Raw genomic sequence first — 18,830 nt, forward strand, 5'->3', positions numbered from 1 at the left:
CGCCTCCGGGATGCGCGAACGTGCGGGCCCTAGGCTCGCTCCAGGACGTTCCACCCCGCCGCGCAGTTCCTGAACACCATGATCCGCAGCGCCACGATCCGCCCATCCGGAAGGATTCCGATGTCTGACAACCATGATGCAATCGTCGTAGACGCGAAAGCGGAGGGCAGCGGTGGCTGCCCGGTCGTGCACGGGCGCGCCCCGCACCCGACCCAGGGCGGCGGAAACCGCCAGTGGTGGCCGGACCGGCTCAACCTGAAGATCCTCGCCAAGAACCCGGTGGCGGCCAACCCGCTCGGCGCCGACTTCGACTACGCCGCCGCGTTCAACAGCCTCGACCTCGCCGCCGTCAAGCAGGACATCGCCGCCGTGCTGACGGACTCGCAGGACTGGTGGCCCGCCGACTTCGGCAACTACGGCCCGCTGATGATCCGGATGGCCTGGCACAGTGCGGGCACCTACCGGATCAGCGACGGCCGCGGCGGCGCCGGGGCCGGGCAGCAGCGCTTCGCCCCGCTCAACAGCTGGCCGGACAACGGCAACCTCGACAAGGCCCGGCGGCTGCTGTGGCCGGTCAAGAAGAAGTACGGCCAGAGCATCTCCTGGGCCGACCTGATGATCCTCACCGGCAATGTCGCGCTGGAGTCGATGGGCTTCACCACCTTCGGCTTCGGCGGCGGCCGGGCCGACGTCTGGGAGGCCGACGAGGACGTCTACTGGGGCCCCGAGACCACCTGGCTCGACGACGAGCGCTACACCGGCGACCGTGAGCTGGAGAACCCCCTCGGCGCGGTCCAGATGGGCCTCATCTACGTCAACCCGGAAGGCCCCAACGGCAACCCGGACCCGCTGGCGGCGGCCCGCGACATCCGCGAGACCTTCCGCCGGATGGCGATGAACGACGAGGAGACGGTGGCCCTGATCGCGGGCGGCCACACCTTCGGCAAGACCCACGGCGCGGGCCCGGCCGACAACGTCGGCGACGACCCCGAGGCGGCCCCGCTGGAGCAGCAGGGCCTGGGCTGGAAGAACGCCTTCGGCACCGGCAAGGGCGGCGACGCGATCACCAGCGGCCTTGAGGGCATCTGGACCAACACCCCGGTGACCTGGGACAACAGCTTCTTCGAGATCCTCTTCGGCTACGAGTGGGAGCTGTTCAAGAGCCCGGCCGGGGCCAACCAGTGGCGGCCGAAGGCCAACGCCGGCGCGGGCACCGTCCCCGACGCCCACGACGCCTCCAAGACCCACGCCCCGACCATGCTGACCACGGACCTCGCGCTGCGCGTCGACCCCGCCTACGAGCAGGTCTCGCGCCGCTTCCTGGAGAACCCGGACCAGCTCGCCGACGCCTTCGCCCGCGCCTGGTACAAGCTGACCCACCGTGACATGGGCCCGGTCGTGCGCTACCTCGGCCCCGAGGTCCCGAGCGAGGTGCTGCTGTGGCAGGACCCGCTCCCCGCGGTGACGCACCCGCTGGTCGACGCCGCGGACGTGGCCGCGCTCAAGGGCCAGGTGCTCTCCTCCGGCCTGACCGTGCCCCAGCTGGTCTCCGCCGCCTGGGCCTCGGCCTCGTCCTTCCGCGGCAGCGACAAGCGCGGCGGCGCCAACGGCGCCCGGGTCCGGCTGGAGCCGCAGCGCGGCTGGGAGGTCAACGAGCCCGACCAGTTGGCCACCGTGCTGCGCACGCTGACCGGCATCCAGGAGGCCTTCAACGCCGGCCAGAGCGGCGGCAAGGCGGTCTCGCTGGCCGACCTGATCGTGATCGCCGGCGCCGCGGCGGTCGAGCAGGCCGCCGAGCAGGCCGGGCACACCGTCCAGGTGCCGTTCGCCCCGGGCCGGGTGGACGCCTCGCAGGAGCAGACCGACGTGGAGTCCTTCGCCGCGCTGGAGCCCAACGCCGACGGCTTCCGCAACTACCTGGGCAAGGGCACCCGGCTTCCGGCCGAGTACCTGCTGATCGACCGGGCGAACCTGCTGACCCTGACCGCCCCGGAGATGACGGTCCTGGTCGGCGGCCTGCGGGTACTGGGCGCCAACCACCAGCAGTCGTCGCAGGGCGTGCTCACCGCCACCCCCGGGGTGCTGACCAACGACTTCTTCAGCAACCTGCTGGACCTGGGCACCACCTGGACGGCGACGTCCGCGGACGCCAACGCCTTCGAGGCCCGGGACGCCTCCGGCCAGGTCAAGTGGACCGGCAGCCGCGCCGACCTGGTCTTCGGCTCCAACTCCGAGCTGCGCGCGCTGGCCGAGGTCTACGCGAGCGACGACGCCAAGGAGAAGTTCGTGAACGACTTCGTCGCGGCCTGGAGCAAGGTGATGGACCTGGACCGGTTCGACCTCGGCTGATCCGCCCGGTTGAACGGTTCGGCTGAACGGATCGGCGGACCCCTCGGCTGATCCGACGCACCCCGGCCGGATCGAAGGCATCCCGCCTTCGACCCGGCCGGGGTGCTCCCGGTAAAGTCCCTCTCCGACCACGAATGACCACGAGTTCTTCCAGACGCGGGACGGCGCACACGGGGGCGGATCTTGGCTGTAGACGATCTACCGGGACCGGTCGTGACATTCCTCAATGTCATCGGCGTCCCCTGGCCGTACCTGAACGAGGACGAGGTGCGCCGGTTCGCCGGGATGGTCCGCGACTTCGGCCAGGCCGTGCAGCAGACCCACCAGGACGCCACCGCCGTGATAGCGGACTTCGCCCAGGCCTACCAGGGGACGGCGACCCGGCGGATGCAGTCCGGCTGGTCCCAGCTCTCCGAGCGGCACGTCCAAGAGCTGCTGGAGGGCTGCCGCGTGCTCGCCGAGGCACTCGACATCGCGGCCGACTACATCATCGCCCAGAAGGTCGAGGCGCTGGCGGAGCTGATCGCCATGGCGGCGACCTTCGTCGCCGACCAGGCAGCCTCGGTGGCCACGCTCGGGCTGGCCGAGGCCGCCGTCCCGGTGATCATCGAAACCGGGAAGAAGCTGCTGGAGACCCTGAAGCAGCAGATCATCCAGCACATCATGGGCGAGGTCATCGAGGCCGCCGCCAAACCCCTCTTCGCCCGGATCGAGAGCGCCATGTCCGGCCTGGACTGGTCGCAGACCAGCGGCTCCGACGGCGGCGGGCCGGGCGACGGCTTCTCCCTCGACCACGGCACGGCCGGAGCACATCTCCAGGTGCTCAGCGGGCACGCGGAGGCGCTCCGCGGCCACGCGCAGGTGCTGCGCGGCGGCGTCGCCGGGCTGGCCTTCTGAGATGGCCGGGGGCGGAGAGGAGAAGGCGGTCTTCGAGGCGCTGCGGGCGGACGCGGAGAAGTCGCTGCCGAAGATCGCCGAGAAGCACGCCGGAGTGGTCGACGCGGCGGTGGAGAAGGGGACCAAGAACCTCGCCGAGCACGCGGCCAACGAGAGCGAGCTGGCCGAGTCGTTCCGGTCCGCCATGCCCAAGGACGACCCGCTGACCACGCCGAAGCCGTCCGGCGGTATCCCCGGCCAGGCCGCGGGTCCGGGAGCCTCCCGGATCAGCCAGGCCCTGGACTCCGGCGCCGGGGCGCCCCAGCTGGGCCGGGACGCGCTGCGCGACTCGCCGGACTTCAACACCCAGATCGACCAGGAGCTGAACGCCCGCGGCCTGGACCGCGCCGAACACGACCGACTGCGCACCTCCCCGACCAACGACCTGACGGACGAACAGATCCAGCAGGTGGTGGACGTCCGCAACAGCATCAAGATCGCGGACGGGCAGGTGGTCACCAAGGTGCTCGGACCGGACGTCGCCAAGTCCTACCTGGAGAACGCCACGGTCATGCCCAACGGCCGCGACTTCGACGCAACGCAGTTCGGCGGCTCCGTCGCCCGCGGCACCGACACCGCCGGTCTCAGCACCCCGTCCGATCTGCGCGACGGCCTCGCCCTGGACGACAAGGGCGCGGGCTGGTCCCCGGTCCCCGAGGGGGCGTCGGAGGCGTACCAGTTGCGTCTGCGCGCACCGCAGGACTTCAAGGCGGACACCACCTTCGGCGCCGTGGGAGACTCGGCCGCCGCCCAGCACGTCGCCGACCTGGCCGGAGCCAGTACCCCCGGCCGGGGCTGGCAGGACCCGTTCACCGGGACCGGGTACACCGGTGGCGGAATCCCCGAATGGGACGCCGTGCGCACCAAGGTCCCCGACGGGTCCGAGATCTGGAGAATGACCTCGGACGGTAAGGAGTCCCTTGCGGCTCACTTCGACGGGAACAGGTGGATCAAGACCGATGGCTAGTTCGTCTTCCTACGGGCCGGAACGGTTCGTCGAGTACCGAGGGCGGCTCTACCGGGCCCTGTCGGACGACGGTGCGCCGATGATCACGCTCTGCGTGGACGAAGGCGAGCCTGCGCCGGAAGGCCTGGGGCCCGACCCGCGCGGGCGCTCCGGCTGCCACCCCGTCGACCCCCGGTCGGTCACCTCCTGGTACTCCTCCAGTTGGACCTTCCGCTGGAAGGGCGAGCTGTTCTCCAGCGGCGGCGTCCGCAACGGCCGGATCAACGGCTACTACCAGGGCGCCAAGGGCGCGGCCTTCGCCGACGCCTACCTGGTCAGGACCGGTGCCATCGAATACGAGGGCACCTTCCCGCTCGAAGACGTCACCGACCTCACCGAGACGCGCTACGACCTGCTCGCCCGCTGGAAGGCAGATCACCCGGAATGACCACGACCACCCCCGGCCTCTCCCCCCGCACCCTGGTGCAACTGCCGATCACCCGGCAGCTCGCCGCGCGCTACCTGGGCAACAGCACCGTCCCCGGCGCCTTCGAGCCGTACCGGACGTGGGGGCTGTGCTCGCGCCTGGTGGACGTGGCGGCCGCCGACTCGGGCGCGGCGGCGCGGGCCTACCACGGGCTGGCCACCGAGACCGCTGGGGCGGACTTCCCCGCGGGCGACGGTCTGTTCGTGCTCCGCTTCCCGACGCACTGGCCCGCGCTGTTCCAGGCGTCCTTCGGCGGCCGGACCGCCGCCGCCGCGGCCCGCCTCGGCTCCACCCTGGTGCTGCCCGACCCCTTCCTCGGCACCGGCTACACCGACTACGCGCCCGCCGCCGTCCCCGAGTACTGGCTGGAGTTGACCGAGATCCCGGTCGGCGCCGAGCTCTGGCACCTCGCCGAGGACGGCACCGAGGGCTGGGAGCAGGCGCTGGCCCGCTACCCCGGCCGTTACACCGGGTGGCACGCCTTCCCCGCCGCCGAACAGGCGGGGCTGTCGTCAGGGCCTGTCGCGCCCGCCCCCGCGGGAAGCATCCCGCGGGGGCCCGTGGTCACCTTCCAGGGCTCGCCCCATCTCGCCGACTTCGGCCCGGACCAGGGCGAGGCCACCGTCTACCGGGCCGCCGAGGACGGCACGATGATGTCCCGTCGGCTGGAGTTCGAGCTGTGCGACGACGTCTCCTACCGCCGCCTGCTCGCCTCCTGGCGCGGTGCCCGCTTCGACGTCCTGGCGACCCGGGACGGGATCGCTACCCTGGCACTGACCAGCGGCAACGCCGAGGAGGCCGCCCGGTTGGGCCTCCTCGACGCCGGCCGCCACGCCTGGCGCGCGCAGGCTCCGGTGAACGAACTCAGCGAGGTCACCGAGGAGACCCGCCGGATCGCCGCACCGGAGCCGCTCTCCTGACCAGGCGCCTCTCCTGACCAGGCGTCAGAATCCGATGGTGCAGGTGGTCCCGCTCACCCCGCTGCCCACGTAGTGCACGCACGCGCGGGCCAGCTCGGTCGACGTGTCGGCATAGACATACGTGGTCACCCACTGGCCGGGCCCGCCGATGGTGTGCTGCCCGGACACCTGCGACCAGCTGCCGTTGCTGTAGCGCTCCAGCCAACCGGTGCACGTTGCCGAGTTGTTGATCTGGGCGATGGTCGCGCTGGCGCCCCCCGCGCCGCTCGTCGGGGACGGGTTGAGCACGATGCTGCAGGCGTTGCTGGGGCCGGGCTGCCGGGACGACTGGGCGTAGAACTTGTCGATCCAGCCCTTGGTGACCGGGCCGACCTGGCCGTCCACGCCCACCGAGCTGTCCTGCAGGTGCGCCTTGGTCTGCGTCCACTTCACCGCGGAGAGGGTGTTGGCGCCGAACTGGCCGTCGACGCTCAGGCCGAAGCCGAGGGTGTTGAGCATCTGCTGCAGGTAGACGACGCAGCCGTCGTCCTCGTTGTAGGTGAGGCTGTTCGGGCAGGACGTGCTGTGGTAGCTGATCGGAGCCGGTGTCGCCCACGCGGACGGGGTGGCGACGAGTACCGTCGCGGCAGCCGCGCCGCCGACGAGAACCGCTTTGAACGCTTTGAACATCGGAGAACTCCCCTGGATCTCAGGACGCCCGGAAGGCCGCCGGTTGCGAGCCTCGGGCATCCGGCCCGCGACTGTCGACGGCCCCCGGAGCTCTGCCGACATCCTGGGACGGCACCCACCCTGACCTGCGACAGCCCCCCGTCCCGGGACGATCGCGCGGGACGCCGCCCCAGCAGCGTGAACCGGCTCAGGTCAGGGTCGGGGCGGCGAGCAGCGCGGCGTTCGCCCGCTCCAGTTCCTTGACCGCGCCGACGCGCCAGCCCGCCGCCATCGGCTCGGTCATCGGGTCGGGGAAGATCTCCTCCTCACCGTTGTCCATCCCGTCGAAGACGGCACGGGCGACGGTCCCGGGGGCGGCCTTGGGGACGGGCAGGTCCCGGCTCATGTCGGTGTCCACCGGCCCCGCGAGGACGGCGTGCACGCTCACCCCCTGCCCCGCCAGCAGCGCGCGCAGGGACTGGGTCAGCGAGAACGCGGCGGCCTTGGAGACCGAGTAGGACGGGAGCACCGGCACGGCGGCCAGCGACGCCGCCGAGAGCACATTGACGATCGAGCCCCGGGAGGCGGTCAGCGACGGCAGGAACGCCTGGATCATCCGGTGCGTGCCGAACAGGTTCACGGCGAGGTGCCGCTCCAGCGCGGCGGGGTCGCCGAGGTCGTCGCCCAGCGCCAGACCGGCGTTGTTGACCAGGATGTCGAGCGGCCCGACGGCCTCGGCCGCCGCCCGGACCTGCTCCGGGTCGGTCACGTCGATGATCAGCGGGGTGACCCGGCGGTCCGGGTGGCGCAGCGGCTGTCGGGTGCCGGCGTAGACGCGCTCAGCGCCCCTGCGGAGGGCTTCGGTGACCAGCGCCTGGCCGATGCCGCGGTTGGCGCCGGTGATCAGGACGGTCTTGTCTGCGTATGACATGGCGAGCTCCTTCGATGAATTCCGTGCATGGGGATCACCTGTGTGACGCACCACCGGGCCCCGAGTCATCGACGGGCCGGACGAGTTCGACCGATCAGCGGACCGGCTCGCGCGACAGCCCGGTGACCACCAGGCAGCCGCTGCCGGTGCTGTGCAGACGACGCAGCTCCAACCCCGCGAAGGTCAGCACCGAGCCCTCGCCGAAGCAGGCCCGGACCCCGCTGACGCACTCCACCTCCAGCTCGCCCTGTTCGACGATCACCAGAGCCCCGCTCCACTCCGCCGCCCGGTAGTCGATCGCCTCGCCGGGCCGCAGCGTGAGCGTGCGGACCCGGAAGCCGTCGGTCACAGCCGACTCGGCAGCGAGAACCTCGGGAACAGCTCCGGCTGTGCGAACATCGCGAACTCCGCGATGCCGCCGCCGTCGTCGGCCCCGAGCACACCGAGCACGGCGATCCCGAACGGCCGGTGCTCCGACGCGCCTGGCGCCCGCCAGTACGCGGCGACCGCGGGCTGCCGGTTGGCCCCGGTGGGCCGGAGCAGCCATCCGCCGCCCATCCCGGCGAAGACGTGCTCGCGGAAGAACACCGCGATGTCGTCGCGGCCGGAGAACCACGACGGCCGCGGCGGCATGACCAGCCGCGCGTCGGCGCGCAACAGCGCGACCAGGGCGGTGGTGTCCGACCGCTCCCAGGCCGTGATCAGCTGCTTGAGCAGGGACTTCTCGGCCGTGCTCGACTTCGGCGTCCATCCGGCCCGGTCGGCCGGCAGATGGTCGGCCAGGGTCGCGTGCGCACGTTGCAGCGCGCTGTTCACCGCCGCCGGGGTCGTCCCGAGCGAGGCGGCGGTGTCCTTGGCCGACCAGTCCAGCACATCGCGCATGATCAGCACCGCCCGCTGCCGGGCCGGCAGCCGTTGGATCGAGGCCAGGAAGGCCAGCTCGACGGTCTCCTTGGAGGTCACCAGAGCCTCGGGCTCGGCGTCGGCGGGAGCAGCCGCGTCGAGCAGCAGGTCGGGGTAGGGCTGCAGCCAGGGCAGCTCGACCGGCGGGGCCGGTTCCCGGCGCGGGTCGCCCGGCCCGGAGAGGTCGGACGGCCACACCCGGGCCTTGCGGCGGCGCAGCGCGTCCAGGCAGGCGTGGGTCGCGATGCCGTACAGCCACGCCCGGAACGGCGCCCGCCCGGCGTAGCTGTCCAGTCGGACCCACGCGCGCAGATACGTCTCCTGGACCGCGTCCTCGGCGTCCTCGATCGAGCCGAGCATGCGGTAGCAGTGCACCTGCAGCTCATGGCGGTGCGGCTCGGCCAGCCGCTCGAAGGCGCCCTGGTCTCCCGCGCGCGCCGCTTCCACACCTGATACGTCCACATGGATGTGACGCGCGGGAGGCCTCTGACTCATCGGTGACCCGGCGTCCGGCCCGGTCAGGCGGTGGCGCTGCCTGCGGCCTTGGCGTAGCGGGCGCTGACGTCGGCCCAGTCGACGACGTCCCAGAGCTTGCCGACGTAGTCGGGGCGGACGTTCCTGTACTGCAGGTAGTAGGCGTGCTCCCAGGCGTCGAAGGCGAGCAGCGGGGTGCTGCCCCGGCCGACGTTGCCGTGGTGGTCGTAGACCTGTTCGACGATCAGGCGCTTGCCGAGGGGCTCCCAGGAGAGGATGCCCCAGCCGCTGCCCTGAACAGCGGTGGTGGCGAGGGTGAGCTGCTTCTTGAAGGCCTCGAAGGAGCCGAAGTGCTCGGTGATCGCGTCCGCCAGCGCGCCGTCGGGGCGGTCGCCGCCGTCCGGGGAGAGGTTGTTCCAGAACAGCGAGTGCAGCACGTGCCCGGAGAGGTTGAAGGCCAGGGTCTTCTCCAGGCCGACCAGCGAGGCGGGGGTGAGCGTGTCCTTGTCGCGGGCCTCGGCGAGCTGCTCCAGGGTGTCGTTGGCGCCCTTGACGTAGGCGGCGTGGTGCTTGGAGTGGTGCAGCTCCAGGATCTCGCCGGTCATGGCGCGTTCCAGGGCGGAGTAGTCGTAAGGGAGGTCGGGGAGGCTGTACTGGCCCATGGCTCGGGTGCCCTCTCGCGAAGCGGTACGGATCGGATCGGATCGGGATCGACTGCCGATCGTCGGACACCACTATTGCGAACTAGTTGCAACAACATCAAGTGTGCAGCAAGATGTGTTGCGGGGCGGGGCGGCCGTCAGCCTCCCCGCTGTGCGTGCCTGCTGACCGTCTTCCCACCGGCGCCCGCCGGACCGGACCAGGCCCACCCCGCCCCTCCGTCCGAGGAGACCGCCGAATGATCGACGTCCGCCTGGCCCGCCCTGACGACGGTGACGCACTGGGCGAGATCCACGCCGCCGCCTGGGAAGCGGCCTACGCGCCCCTGTTCGACCCGGAGTTCGCCGCTCACGCGGTGCTGAGCAGGCGCACCCGGTGGCACCGGCGGATCATCGAGGGGCCCGGTACGGTCCTGCTCGCCGCGCTCGACGGCCGCCCCCTGGCCATGTCCTGGTTCGACCGGTCCGGGAGCCGACCGGGGTTCGCCGAGATCCACAGCTTCTACGGCCACCCCGACGGCTGGGGCAGCGGCGTCGCCGCCGCGCTGATGACCGGGACGCTGAACCGCCTGGGCGAGGACGGATTCCACCGGGCGCACCTGTGGACGCTGCGCGACACCCCGCAGTCACGCCGCTTCTACGTCAAGAGCGGCTTCACCGAGTCCGGCGCTTGCCGCGTCCTGGACTTCGGCGACGGCAGGCCGCTCGACCAGGTCGAGTATCAGCGGACCTGCTGAATGCGCTACGGCCAACGGCCGGGGGACACCAAGGCCGGGGAACACCAAAGGCCGAGGGACGTCAAAGGCCGGTGCCGCGCTCCCCTGTTGACGGAGAGTCACGACCCCGGCCCGGCCCGAGGGAGGACGCGGGTGTCAGACCGTGCTGCCGACCTCCGCCGCCGGGGCGGTCGACGGGGTCGACGGCGTCGCCGGGGCGGCCTTGGGCTGCAGCAGCCGCTCCGCCATCGGACCGAAGACCAGCGCCAGCGTCCCCCAGAGCAGCAACTGCGCGGCGACGGAGTAGAACCGGAACGAGAACAGCGTGTCCGCCGGGAAGCCGGGGAAGACGATGGCGCCCTTGGCGTTGGTCAGCGGCAACGGCGTCTCGGTCGCGTGGTGGCCGAACTCCTTGACATTGGCCGAGAGTTCACCGAGCGAGGGCAGCAGCGCCATGACGATGCCGATCGCCACCACAAAGGCGGCGCCCGCCAGCAGGGTCGCGTTCCAGTTGCCGAACCGCGGCTTCAGCCGCTTGCCCAGCACCACGGCTCCGATCAGGAACAGCACCGAGCAGGCCACCATGACCAGGTAGAGGTTGCCGCGGTCGTGGATGGTGTCCGGGTGCCCGATGGACGGCGGGTTGGCCGGGTACTTGATGAACGGCACGAAGTAGACGCCGAGAAAGCCGCCGCCCGCGACCAGCAGGGCGAGGTTGCGCGGGCGCAACGCGCCGACCCGTCCGAGGCAGATGGCGTAGGTGACGGCGAACAGCGCGCCCATGGCGATCCCGAAGAACACCATGCCGACGCCGATGCCGATGTTGGCCTGGACGGTCCGGCTGAAGATGTCCGGGCCCGCGTCCGGAATGGGCAGCCCCGCGGCCTTGTCCAGGGCGTCCTGGGCCGCGTCGCGCGCGCTCTCGTAGTTGATGGCGGTGTTGATGACCGGTTCGGCGAGGATCCGCGCGAAGACGAAGGCGAGCAGCCCGGCCACCGCGCCGGCGATGATGCCGCGCAGGATGAGTCGTTTTTCCATGATGGGTTCCGTCCGTGCTTCCGCTCAGAGGTCAGTGGCAGGGGAAGCCGAGGAAGTGGCGGGAGTCGTGGACGAACTCATGGATGTGCATGTCGTTGCCGAACACCGAGTAGGCGCCCTGGTCGACGCCGATGAAGTAGTAGACGGCGCATGCGATCAACGCGGTGCCGACCAGCCAGAGCACAGCCTTGGAAACCGGCAGGACGACCGGGGTGGATATGGCAGCGGGGGGTGCGGACAGACTGCTCACCGAAGAGCCTCCTTGAACGGGGATCGTGCGTCCCTCAGCGAATGGAGTGCTGCGACGGCCGACTGTCTGACTCGACGAGCGCCCGGGTGGCGTTCGACTCACAGTGGCGCGACCGTGCTGGATTTCCACCAGCTTCCTCAGGCCGTCACACGCCCCAGAGAGTACGGACGCCCCGGCAGGGCGTCAATCAGGCATGACCGCACTTCGCGGGGCCGGATCGAGCCCGACCGGCCGGGTCCGGGCCCTGTTCCGGGTCCGGCCCGAGGTCAACCGCTGGGCAGCGAAGGCGACCGCCAGGTTCGGCCTCTCCCGGTACGGCTCGCCGTGGCGGTCAGCACCTTCCGACGCCGCCACCACAGCTCTGCCGCCCCAGCTCCTCCGCCGCGGCTCCCCCGCCGTTAGCGTCAGTGCCCGATCGCGACCTCGACGATCCTGATGACCACCAGGACCATCGCCACCGCGAGGTACCCGCGCAGCGCGCCCATCCCGATCTTGCGGCCGGTCGCCATGACCGGCCTGGTCAGGGTCTCCAGCGGGGGCATCCGCCAGGAGTCGCGGTCGCTGCGGTCCACCGGGACCTCGTCCAGGACCTCGACCGGGGCCTCGACCCCGGCACCCGCCCCGCCCCGCCGCCGGACCAGGGCGTATCCGGCCGCCACCGCTCCCGCCGCGCCGCAGACGGCCATGATGTCGAGGATCGCGCCGGAGCCGATGTGCGGGAACAGCACCGAGGCGGTCAGGATCACCGACAGGGTGACCAGCACGCCGACCACCGCGGCGGTGAAGGCGTTGGTGCGCGGGCCGTTCACCCACGGGCCCAGCACCTGCTTGTCGTTGCACAGCAGCAGCAGGAACACCGAGGCCGACGGCAGCAGGACCCCGGCCAGGGTCTGCACACCCTCGGTGAGCAGCCCCAGCGGCGATCCCGGCAGCAGAACGATCACCGCGGCCAGGCAGACCAGGGCGGCGTAGACGGCGTAGAAGCCCTTGGCCCCGCTGACCCCGCGGTGCAGCGAGTGCTTGATCCCGAAGACGTCGCCGATGGCGTAGGCGGTGGACAGGGAGACCGCGAACGCGCCGATGATCGAGGCGTCCAGCAGGGCGATGGCGAACAGCACTCCGGCGAGCCGTCCCGCGTGCGCGGCGATGCCGTGGGCGAGTCCGGCGGTGTCGGTGAAGTTCCCGGCCCCGTGGGTACCGGCGAAGGCAGCGGCAGCGGCGCCCATCAGGGCGGCGGCTCCGATGACGACGACGGCGATGCCGAGCCACAGGTCGGCCTTCTCGTACTTCATGAAGCGCGGGGTGATCCGCTTGTCGATGACGTAGGACTGCTGGAAGAACAGCTGCCAAGGGGCGACCGTGGTGCCCACGATCCCGATGATCAGCAGCATCACCGTGGCTGCCTGCCCGCTGCCGCCGGGCATGGTGGGCACCAGGAAGTCGTGCGCCATCTGCGAGGCAGCCGGGTGGACCATGAACGAGACCGGGACCAGCAGCAGCGACCCCGCGCACAGCACCATCGCGATCCGCTCGAAGCGGCGGAACGACCCGGTGAACGCCGAGGCGACGATGATTACCGCGGCGAGCACCACCGAGGCGGCCTTGGGGAGCCCCAAGTAGCCTGCGGCCAGGGTGATCCCGATGAACTCGGTGACCAGGGTCAGGGCGTTGAGGATGAACAGGTCGATCACGCTGAACGCGCCCCAGAAGCGGCCGAAGCGCTCCAGGATCAGCCGGGCGTGGCCCACTCCGGTGACCGCGCCGAGGCGCAGCACCATCTCCTGGTTGACGTAGAGGACGGGGACCAGCAGGAGCAGGGTCCACAGCAGGTGGGTGCCGTAGTTCTGCCCGGCCTGGCCGTACGTGGCGAAGGCCCCGGCGTCGTTGTCGCCGACCATCACGATCAGGCCGGGGCCGGCGATCGCCAGCAGGGTCTTCAGCTTCGCGGACAGGCCGCGGCGCTCACCGTGGTCGCCCAGCCGGATCGTGCCCAGCGCGCCGTGGATATCGCCGACGTGCGCGTCGTCCAGTACCGCGGTGCGGACGGTGGTGTCGGTGGTGGTGGTCATGATGAACCCCTCCCTGGCCCCGGTGGGGGCCGTGCTGGAGGGCATGCGGCCATCACAATCCCATGCCCTGCCGCCACCTGGGCAGCACAGGCCGAACGCCGTGCGTACGGGCGGATCGGGGAAGGTGGTTACCGCATGCCGGAAGAAGACAAGGTCAGGCATGGGTGCTGGGGCCGTTTGTGGCCCGGACTACTGCAACTGCAATCCATGTCTCTCGCCTCCCTCCGGTCGTGGCGCTCCTAGGCGCCGTGCGGCAGGGGGAACGCCAAGCCTCGAAGAAGGTCCCGGCACACCCCAACTCGTCAGAGCTTTGGCACTCCACGGCGTAGCGCGGGCGCCTGTGTAAACCGGCCCGTCTGCGCAGCCACTTGGCCTCAACCCTTAGGTCGGGAAGAGGTGTCCTGATCCGGAGCGTCTCTCGACGGGTGGGATCAGTGGCCTGTGTCCGTGAAGACGCCTCACCGAACGAGGTGTCTCATAAATTCGCTGTAAGTGTAGCCCTCCGCACCAGCACCCCCGAACCCTTTTCACCACCCGGCCTGCACCCTTACCCCCTTCTCACCCGGAAGCCCGAAGCGCCCGGAGCCCGCCGGAGCAGCCCCGCAGGGCACAAAGCCCGGCATCCGGATCGCCCGCCCGGCCGCACCAACCACCCCTGCACGAACGGAGCCCCCCGCGCCCGATCCGCTCACCACCGCCCTGCACCTCGCCCGCACCCTCCACCTGCCCGTGCTGCCGCTGCGGGCAGGGAAACTGCCCCTCGGAAACTGCCCCGCCTGCACCGGCCTCGAACGAGGACTGGCGATGATCCGAGCCCACAGGAATCCGGGGCCGCCTCGCAGACCTACGGCGTAGCCCGGTTCCTCGCTGCCCAGCACACCCACTGCCCCGGCCCCTGCGACCTGACCAGCCTCGCCGACCAGCTCACCACTGCCGCCACCAGCGTCGGCGTCCCCCGCCCCTACGCCCACCGCGCCGTCAACAACGGCATCGCCGACGCCCTGGGGCATCCGGCATGACCACCGAACCACGGCCGACCACCCACGACCCCTGGCCCACGGACGTCCACCCGCCGCAGGACGACCACGGACCCGTGCCACCGCTGCGGGTCGTCACCCCCGGCGGCGACCAGGCCGCCGGGCCGCGGTTCCGGTCGCTGTGGACCGCCGACCAGCTCATGGGCACCGTCTTCTCCGAACCCAAATGGGCCGTCCCCGGAATCCCGCCCGAAGGCGTCACGCCGTGAAAGTCGACCGATGACAACCTGGGAGAAACCCGCAACCGTCTCTGACGTGCTGGACGCCATTACGCGGAAGCTTGATGGAAAACCCGTGGCCAGTTCCTCGAAAAAGCGCAGCTGCCGGATTCTCGGTAATGCGATCGACTTCGCCATGCAGCGGGGAGTACTCCAGGAGAATCCCCTGCCGCCAGTCAAGCGCGGAACCTCCGGGAAGAACCTCCGCGCTATCGACAAGCGGGTGCTGATGAACCCGGACCAGCAGAGACGGGTGCTCGGCTGGGTGCGTGCCCGACGCCGCGGGGGCCCACGCCTGCACGCCTTCTTCGCCACCATTCGCTACGCGGGGCCTCGCCCCGAGGAGTGCGTCGCGCTACGTGTATGGGACGCGGACCTGCCCGAGAGTGGCTGGGGAGCTGTTGGTCCACACCGCGACGCCCGGAAAGCAGTGGACCGACTCCGGCGAGATCCACGACAAGCGCCATCTCAAGGGACGCGATGAGGGGGTGACCCGGCCGGTGCCGTGCTGCCCGGAGTTGACGGCGATTCTCCGGGACCACATCAAGCGGGAAGGCCTGAAGCCGGGTGATCTCCTGTTCCAGGGAGAGAAGGGCGGCGTGCTCACCGGATCGGTCTACCGGCGAACCTGGGATCGTGCCCGCAAGGAGGCGCTCAGCGAGGCCGAGTACAAGTCGCCGGTGGCTCAGCAGGTTTACGACCTCCGCCACTTGTGCCTGACGGAGTGGTTGAACCGACGGGTGCCGCCGGCCAAGGCCGCCGCCTGGGCGGGCAACAGCGTTGCGGTGCTGCTGGAGATCTACGCCCGCTGCATCGACGGCGAGGACGACGACATCAAGAAGGCCCTTGATGCGGCCGTGGCGGCACTGGGGCCCGTGCCCGACTCAGGCAGGGCTCAGGCACAGGCACCCGATCAACGCCAGTGATATCCGAACATCATCGGAATCATCCCAACTACCCGGTCGGGACCGCCAAAGGGCCTCCGACGTGCGAAAACCCCGCACAGGATGGTCATGTGCGGGGTTCGTCGTTGCGTGCCCCCGGCAGGACTCGAACCTGCGGCCAAGTGCTTAGAAGGCACCTGCTCTATCCGCTGAGCTACGGGGGCGGGACAGGGTGCCTGCTGGTGCCGGAGCTGGGTCCTGTCGAGGGACAGGATAAGCGTGGGCTGGCTCTGTACCGGGTGCGCCGACAGGGATGACACTGACCTATTCCCTGATGGAGCGGTCTGATAATCGCAGGTAGGGTCCGTGGGCGCAGCGATGCGAGGGCTTGGATGGCGGGCTGTTGTCCACTCGTTACGGCGCTGCTGCCTCAGCCGTTATGGTTTCGGCCAGGCTCGCGAACATGTCCGAGAGCAGTCAAATTGCGAAAGCCCGGCACCTGCCCTGAAATGGGACTCCGCGTCCGGAATTACACCCGATCGGGTGGCGGAGTTGTGCACAGGGTCGGGTTTGTCCACAGCTGGGGGCTCTGCGTCGTACGTGGTCGTTGTGGTGCTCCAGGCTGATTCCAGACCCCGGCGCCACCCGCCGGGAGCGACGGGATGTTCCCTCCGGGGAACGGAATGTGGGGGCTGGGCTATGAACGGCACGATGGTGACGCTGGTCGGCCATGTGATCTCCGAGGTGCGGTACGCCACCACGGCCGGCGGGGTGCCGGTCGCGAGCTTCCGGCTGGCGGCGACCGACCGGAGGTTCGACCGGCAGCGGCAGATGTGGGTGGAGGGGGAAACCAGCTTCTTCACCGTCTGGTCCTGGCGCTGGCTCGCCGAGAACGTCCTCGGCTCGGTGGGCCGGGGCGATCCCCTCCTGGTGACCGGGCGGATGCGGGTCAGGGAGTGGGACAACGGCGAGGGAAGCCCGCGGGGCGTCGCGGCGGAGATCGAGGCAACGGCGATCGGGCACGACCTCTCCCGGGGTACCTCCGCCTTCCGGCGTGCTTCACGGGGCCGTCCTGAGCTGGTGAGCCGAGCGGCCTCCCGCGCGGTGGACGACGGGACGAGGCCGGACCGGCCGGTCGGTGTCATGGGCGAGATGACCGGCGGCGACGGCCGGAACGACGGCCGTGATCGCAGCGAACGCGAGGGAGGCGAAGGGGCGCCGGCGTCAGCGCCCGTGCCAGCGTCGGTGCCGGTGGTGGCCGCCGAGTCGGTCCCCGCGCAGGGTTCCGCACCGGCCTCCGCAGCGGCTTCCGCCACAGTCCCGGTGCCCGACCCACTGCCCGTCCCGGTGCCTGTCCTGGTCGGGGCCGGGGCCGGCTGTGCGGAAGTCCGGGCGGACGATCCCCTGGGCGGTCCCGGCGTCCGCCGGCAGGTCCCACCCCGGGACGGGGACACACCCGCCACCACAGGCACCGGACCGGAGCGGAGCGGCTGACCCCCGTACCCGCGCCACCCCCACCCGTGCCCGCCCCGTCCCCGCCCGCTCCCGCAGCACCGGGATTCGGGCGCCGGGCCCCGGTGCGGCACAATGGAAGGCTGTAACCCACACCACCTACGACGCCGGACGGTTCCTCTTGGCTGAGTACATCTACACCATGCGCAAGACCCGGAAGGCGCACGGCGACAAGGTCATCCTTGACGACGTGACGTTGAGCTTCCTGCCTGGCGCGAAGATCGGCGTCGTGGGCCCCAACGGCGCGGGCAAGTCGACCGTGCTGAAGATCATGGCCGGTCTTGAGCAGCCCTCCAACGGCGAGGCGTTCCTGACCCCCGGCTACACCGTCGGCATGCTGCTGCAGGAGCCCCCGCTCGACGAGACCAAGACGGTCCTGGAGAACGTCGAGGACGGGGTCAAGGAGGTCAAGGGGAAGCTCAACCGCTTCAACGAGATCGCCGAACTGATGGCCACCGATTACTCGGACGCCCTGCTGGACGAGATGGGCACGCTCCAGGAGGAGTTGGACCACGCCAACGCCTGGGACCTGGACGCCCAGCTCGAACAGGCCATGGACGCCCTGGGCTGCCCTCCCGGCGACTGGCCGGTGACCACCCTCTCCGGCGGTGAGAAGCGCCGCGTCGCGCTCTGCAAGCTGCTGCTGGAGGCTCCGGACCTGCTGCTGCTCGACGAGCCCACCAACCACCTGGACGCCGAGTCGGTCAACTGGCTGGAGCAGCACCTCGCCAAGTACGCCGGCACCGTCGTCGCGGTCACCCACGACCGGTACTTCCTGGACAACGTGGCCCAGTGGATCCTGGAACTCGACCGCGGTCGCGCCCTGGCCTACGAGGGCAACTACTCCACCTACCTGGACACCAAGGCGACCCGTCTCAAGGTCGAGGGCCAGAAGGACGCGAAGCGCGCCAAGCGCCTCAAGGAGGAGCTGGAGTGGGTCCGCTCCAACGCCAAGGGCCGCCAGGTCAAGTCCAAGGCCCGACTCGCCCGGTACGAGGAGATGGCGGCCGAGGCCGACAAGATGCGGAAGCTGGACTTCGAGGAGATCCAGATCCCGCCGGGCCCGCGTCTGGGCCAGATCGTGGTCGAGGTCACCAACCTCTCCAAGTCCTTCGGTGACAAGCTCCTGGTCGACGACCTGAGCTTCACGCTCCCCCGCAACGGCATCGTCGGCGTGATCGGCCCCAACGGCGCCGGCAAGACCACCCTCTTCAAGATGCTGCTCGGTCTGGAGCAGCCCGACTCCGGCACGGTCCGCATCGGCGACACCGTCAAGGTCTCGTACGTCGACCAGTCCCGCGCCAACATCGACCCCAAGAAGACGCTGTGGGCCGTCGTCTCCGACGAACTGGACTACATCAACGTCGGCCAGGTCGAGATGCCGTCCCGCGCCTACGTCTCGGCCTTCGGCTTCAAGGGCCCGGACCAGCAGAAGCCCGCCGGGATCCTCTCCGGCGGCGAGCGCAACCGCCTCAACCTGGCGCTGACGCTGAAGGAGGGCGGCAACCTGCTGCTCCTCGACGAGCCCACCAACGACCTGGACGTCGAGACCCTCGGTTCGCTGGAGAACGCGCTGCTGGAGTTCCCCGGCTGCGCCGTGGTCATCTCCCACGACCGGTGGTTCCTTGACAGGGTCACCACGCACATCCTCGCCTACGAGGGCGACTCCAAGTGGTACTGGTTCGAAGGCAACTTCGAGTCCTACGAGAAGAACAAGATCGAGCGTCTCGGCGCCGATGCGGCCCGTCCGCACCGTGCGACGTACAAGAAGCTCACGCGCGGCTGACCACTGCGACACCTGCCCGCAACACCGTCGGGGCAGGCTTGCGGACAACGTCCCCGTTCATTCCCCG

Annotated in this window: 18 protein-coding genes, 1 tRNA gene and 2 riboswitches; of the genes, 10 read left to right on the forward strand and 9 right to left on the reverse strand. The window is 70.4% G+C overall.

Going from position 1 to position 18,830, the window contains the following annotated elements; genetic code table 11:
- Positions 1–120: 120 nt before the first annotated feature.
- From katG to ACEZDE_RS21310, 5 genes are all read left to right on the forward strand, one after another.
- Positions 121–2,349 (forward strand): catalase/peroxidase HPI, encoded by a 2,229-nt coding sequence (katG, locus tag ACEZDE_RS21290; RefSeq protein ID WP_380538159.1) that lies wholly within the window; start codon positions 121–123, stop codon positions 2,347–2,349.
- A 213-nt stretch (positions 2,350–2,562) separates the two neighbouring features.
- Positions 2,563–3,246, forward strand: a complete 684-nt coding sequence (locus tag ACEZDE_RS21295; protein ID WP_380538161.1) for a WXG100-like domain-containing protein — start codon at positions 2,563–2,565, stop codon at positions 3,244–3,246.
- A gap of 1 nt (position 3,247) precedes the next feature.
- Complete coding sequence (locus tag ACEZDE_RS21300; RefSeq protein ID WP_380538163.1) at positions 3,248–4,252, forward strand: hypothetical protein; 1,005 nt, start codon at positions 3,248–3,250, stop codon at positions 4,250–4,252.
- Positions 4,245–4,679: a hypothetical protein gene (locus tag ACEZDE_RS21305; protein WP_380538165.1), complete on the forward strand. Its 435-nt coding sequence runs from the start codon at positions 4,245–4,247 to the stop codon at positions 4,677–4,679. Before ACEZDE_RS21300 ends, ACEZDE_RS21305 begins: the two co-directional genes overlap by 8 nt.
- Entirely contained in the window at positions 4,676–5,638 is a 963-nt protein-coding gene (locus ACEZDE_RS21310; protein ID WP_380538167.1) for a hypothetical protein, read from the forward strand. Before ACEZDE_RS21305 ends, ACEZDE_RS21310 begins: the two co-directional genes overlap by 4 nt.
- Before the next feature lie 24 nt (positions 5,639–5,662).
- Here the strand turns inward: ACEZDE_RS21310 and ACEZDE_RS21315 are convergent, their stop codons facing one another.
- The 5 genes from ACEZDE_RS21315 to ACEZDE_RS21335 form a co-directional block, all read right to left on the reverse strand.
- Complete coding sequence (locus ACEZDE_RS21315) at positions 5,663–6,307, reverse strand: peptidoglycan-binding domain-containing protein (RefSeq protein WP_380538169.1); 645 nt, start codon at positions 6,305–6,307, stop codon at positions 5,663–5,665.
- A 187-nt stretch (positions 6,308–6,494) separates the two neighbouring features.
- Positions 6,495–7,217 carry an SDR family NAD(P)-dependent oxidoreductase gene (locus tag ACEZDE_RS21320; protein ID WP_380538171.1) on the reverse strand — a complete coding sequence of 241 codons (723 nt, stop codon included), beginning with the start codon at positions 7,215–7,217 and terminating at the stop codon, positions 6,495–6,497.
- A gap of 94 nt (positions 7,218–7,311) precedes the next feature.
- Entirely contained in the window at positions 7,312–7,566 is a 255-nt protein-coding gene (locus ACEZDE_RS21325) for a hypothetical protein (protein ID WP_380538173.1), read from the reverse strand.
- A complete protein-coding gene (locus ACEZDE_RS21330) occupies positions 7,563–8,567 on the reverse strand; it encodes an RNA polymerase subunit sigma-70 (protein ID WP_380538175.1) in 1,005 nt (334 codons plus the stop codon). The genes ACEZDE_RS21325 and ACEZDE_RS21330 overlap by 4 nt, the downstream gene beginning before the upstream one ends.
- A gap of 71 nt (positions 8,568–8,638) precedes the next feature.
- The gene (locus tag ACEZDE_RS21335; protein WP_380538177.1) at positions 8,639–9,256 is read right to left on the reverse strand and encodes a superoxide dismutase; all 618 of its coding nucleotides are present in this window, start codon (positions 9,254–9,256) and stop codon (positions 8,639–8,641) included.
- 236 nt (positions 9,257–9,492) lie between these two features.
- Between ACEZDE_RS21335 and ACEZDE_RS21340 the strand changes: the two genes are divergently transcribed.
- Positions 9,493–9,990, forward strand: a complete 498-nt coding sequence (locus ACEZDE_RS21340; protein ID WP_380538179.1) for a GNAT family N-acetyltransferase — start codon at positions 9,493–9,495, stop codon at positions 9,988–9,990.
- Between the two features lie 135 nt (positions 9,991–10,125).
- Here ACEZDE_RS21340 and ACEZDE_RS21345 read toward each other — a convergent pair whose 3' ends face one another.
- From ACEZDE_RS21345 to ACEZDE_RS21355, 3 genes are all read right to left on the reverse strand, one after another.
- The gene (locus ACEZDE_RS21345) at positions 10,126–11,007 is read right to left on the reverse strand and encodes a CbtA family protein (protein WP_380538181.1); all 882 of its coding nucleotides are present in this window, start codon (positions 11,005–11,007) and stop codon (positions 10,126–10,128) included.
- Positions 11,008–11,038: 31 nt separating this feature from the next.
- Positions 11,039–11,257 carry a CbtB domain-containing protein gene (locus ACEZDE_RS21350; protein ID WP_380538183.1) on the reverse strand — a complete coding sequence of 73 codons (219 nt, stop codon included), beginning with the start codon at positions 11,255–11,257 and terminating at the stop codon, positions 11,039–11,041.
- Between the two features lie 39 nt (positions 11,258–11,296).
- Positions 11,297–11,419: riboswitch (cobalamin riboswitch) on the reverse strand.
- Positions 11,420–11,661: 242 nt separating this feature from the next.
- Positions 11,662–13,326 (reverse strand): NRAMP family divalent metal transporter, encoded by a 1,665-nt coding sequence (locus ACEZDE_RS21355; protein ID WP_380538185.1) that lies wholly within the window; start codon positions 13,324–13,326, stop codon positions 11,662–11,664.
- A 286-nt stretch (positions 13,327–13,612) separates the two neighbouring features.
- Positions 13,613–13,803: riboswitch (M-box (ykoK) riboswitch) on the reverse strand.
- Between the two features lie 538 nt (positions 13,804–14,341).
- On the opposite strand from ACEZDE_RS21355, the gene ACEZDE_RS21360 reads away from it, so the two are divergent.
- Both ACEZDE_RS21360 and ACEZDE_RS21365 read left to right on the forward strand, forming a co-directional pair.
- The gene (locus ACEZDE_RS21360) at positions 14,342–14,572 is read left to right on the forward strand and encodes a hypothetical protein (RefSeq protein WP_380538187.1); all 231 of its coding nucleotides are present in this window, start codon (positions 14,342–14,344) and stop codon (positions 14,570–14,572) included.
- Positions 14,573–14,982: 410 nt separating this feature from the next.
- Entirely contained in the window at positions 14,983–15,507 is a 525-nt protein-coding gene (locus tag ACEZDE_RS21365) for a hypothetical protein (RefSeq protein WP_380538189.1), read from the forward strand.
- A gap of 109 nt (positions 15,508–15,616) precedes the next feature.
- Here ACEZDE_RS21365 and ACEZDE_RS21370 read toward each other — a convergent pair.
- A tRNA-Arg gene (locus ACEZDE_RS21370) sits at positions 15,617–15,689 on the reverse strand.
- A gap of 475 nt (positions 15,690–16,164) precedes the next feature.
- Between ACEZDE_RS21370 and ACEZDE_RS21375 the strand changes: the two genes are divergently transcribed.
- Together ACEZDE_RS21375 and ettA are read left to right on the forward strand one after the other, a co-directional pair.
- On the forward strand, positions 16,165–16,959 hold the full coding sequence (locus ACEZDE_RS21375; protein ID WP_380538191.1) for a single-stranded DNA-binding protein: 795 nt from the start codon (positions 16,165–16,167) through the stop codon (positions 16,957–16,959).
- 139 nt (positions 16,960–17,098) lie between these two features.
- The gene (ettA, locus tag ACEZDE_RS21380; RefSeq protein WP_380538193.1) at positions 17,099–18,763 is read left to right on the forward strand and encodes an energy-dependent translational throttle protein EttA; all 1,665 of its coding nucleotides are present in this window, start codon (positions 17,099–17,101) and stop codon (positions 18,761–18,763) included.
- The last annotated feature ends 67 nt before the right edge of the window (positions 18,764–18,830 follow it).

The sequence above is a fragment of the Streptacidiphilus cavernicola genome, assembly GCF_042510955.1.
Lineage (GTDB): Bacteria > Actinomycetota > Actinomycetes > Streptomycetales > Streptomycetaceae > Streptacidiphilus > Streptacidiphilus cavernicola.

Bases quoted from the DNA above. Each gene is read 5' to 3' on its own strand.
- katG (WP_380538159.1), top strand. From the start codon at position 121: ATGTCTGACAACCATGATGCAATCGTCGTAGACGCGAAAGCGGAGGGC.
- ACEZDE_RS21300 (WP_380538163.1), top strand. From the start codon at position 3,248: ATGGCCGGGGGCGGAGAGGAGAAGGCGGTCTTCGAGGCGCTGCGGGCG.
- ACEZDE_RS21305 (WP_380538165.1), top strand. From the start codon at position 4,245: ATGGCTAGTTCGTCTTCCTACGGGCCGGAACGGTTCGTCGAGTACCGA.
- ACEZDE_RS21310 (WP_380538167.1), top strand. From the start codon at position 4,676: ATGACCACGACCACCCCCGGCCTCTCCCCCCGCACCCTGGTGCAACTG.
- ACEZDE_RS21315 (WP_380538169.1), bottom strand. From the start codon at position 6,307: ATGTTCAAAGCGTTCAAAGCGGTTCTCGTCGGCGGCGCGGCTGCCGCG.
- ACEZDE_RS21320 (WP_380538171.1), bottom strand. From the start codon at position 7,217: ATGTCATACGCAGACAAGACCGTCCTGATCACCGGCGCCAACCGCGGC.
- ACEZDE_RS21335 (WP_380538177.1), bottom strand. From the start codon at position 9,256: ATGGGCCAGTACAGCCTCCCCGACCTCCCTTACGACTACTCCGCCCTG.
- ACEZDE_RS21340 (WP_380538179.1), top strand. From the start codon at position 9,493: ATGATCGACGTCCGCCTGGCCCGCCCTGACGACGGTGACGCACTGGGC.
- ACEZDE_RS21345 (WP_380538181.1), bottom strand. From the start codon at position 11,007: ATGGAAAAACGACTCATCCTGCGCGGCATCATCGCCGGCGCGGTGGCC.
- ACEZDE_RS21355 (WP_380538185.1), bottom strand. From the start codon at position 13,326: ATGACCACCACCACCGACACCACCGTCCGCACCGCGGTACTGGACGAC.
- ACEZDE_RS21360 (WP_380538187.1), top strand. From the start codon at position 14,342: ATGACCACCGAACCACGGCCGACCACCCACGACCCCTGGCCCACGGAC.
- ACEZDE_RS21375 (WP_380538191.1), top strand. From the start codon at position 16,165: ATGAACGGCACGATGGTGACGCTGGTCGGCCATGTGATCTCCGAGGTG.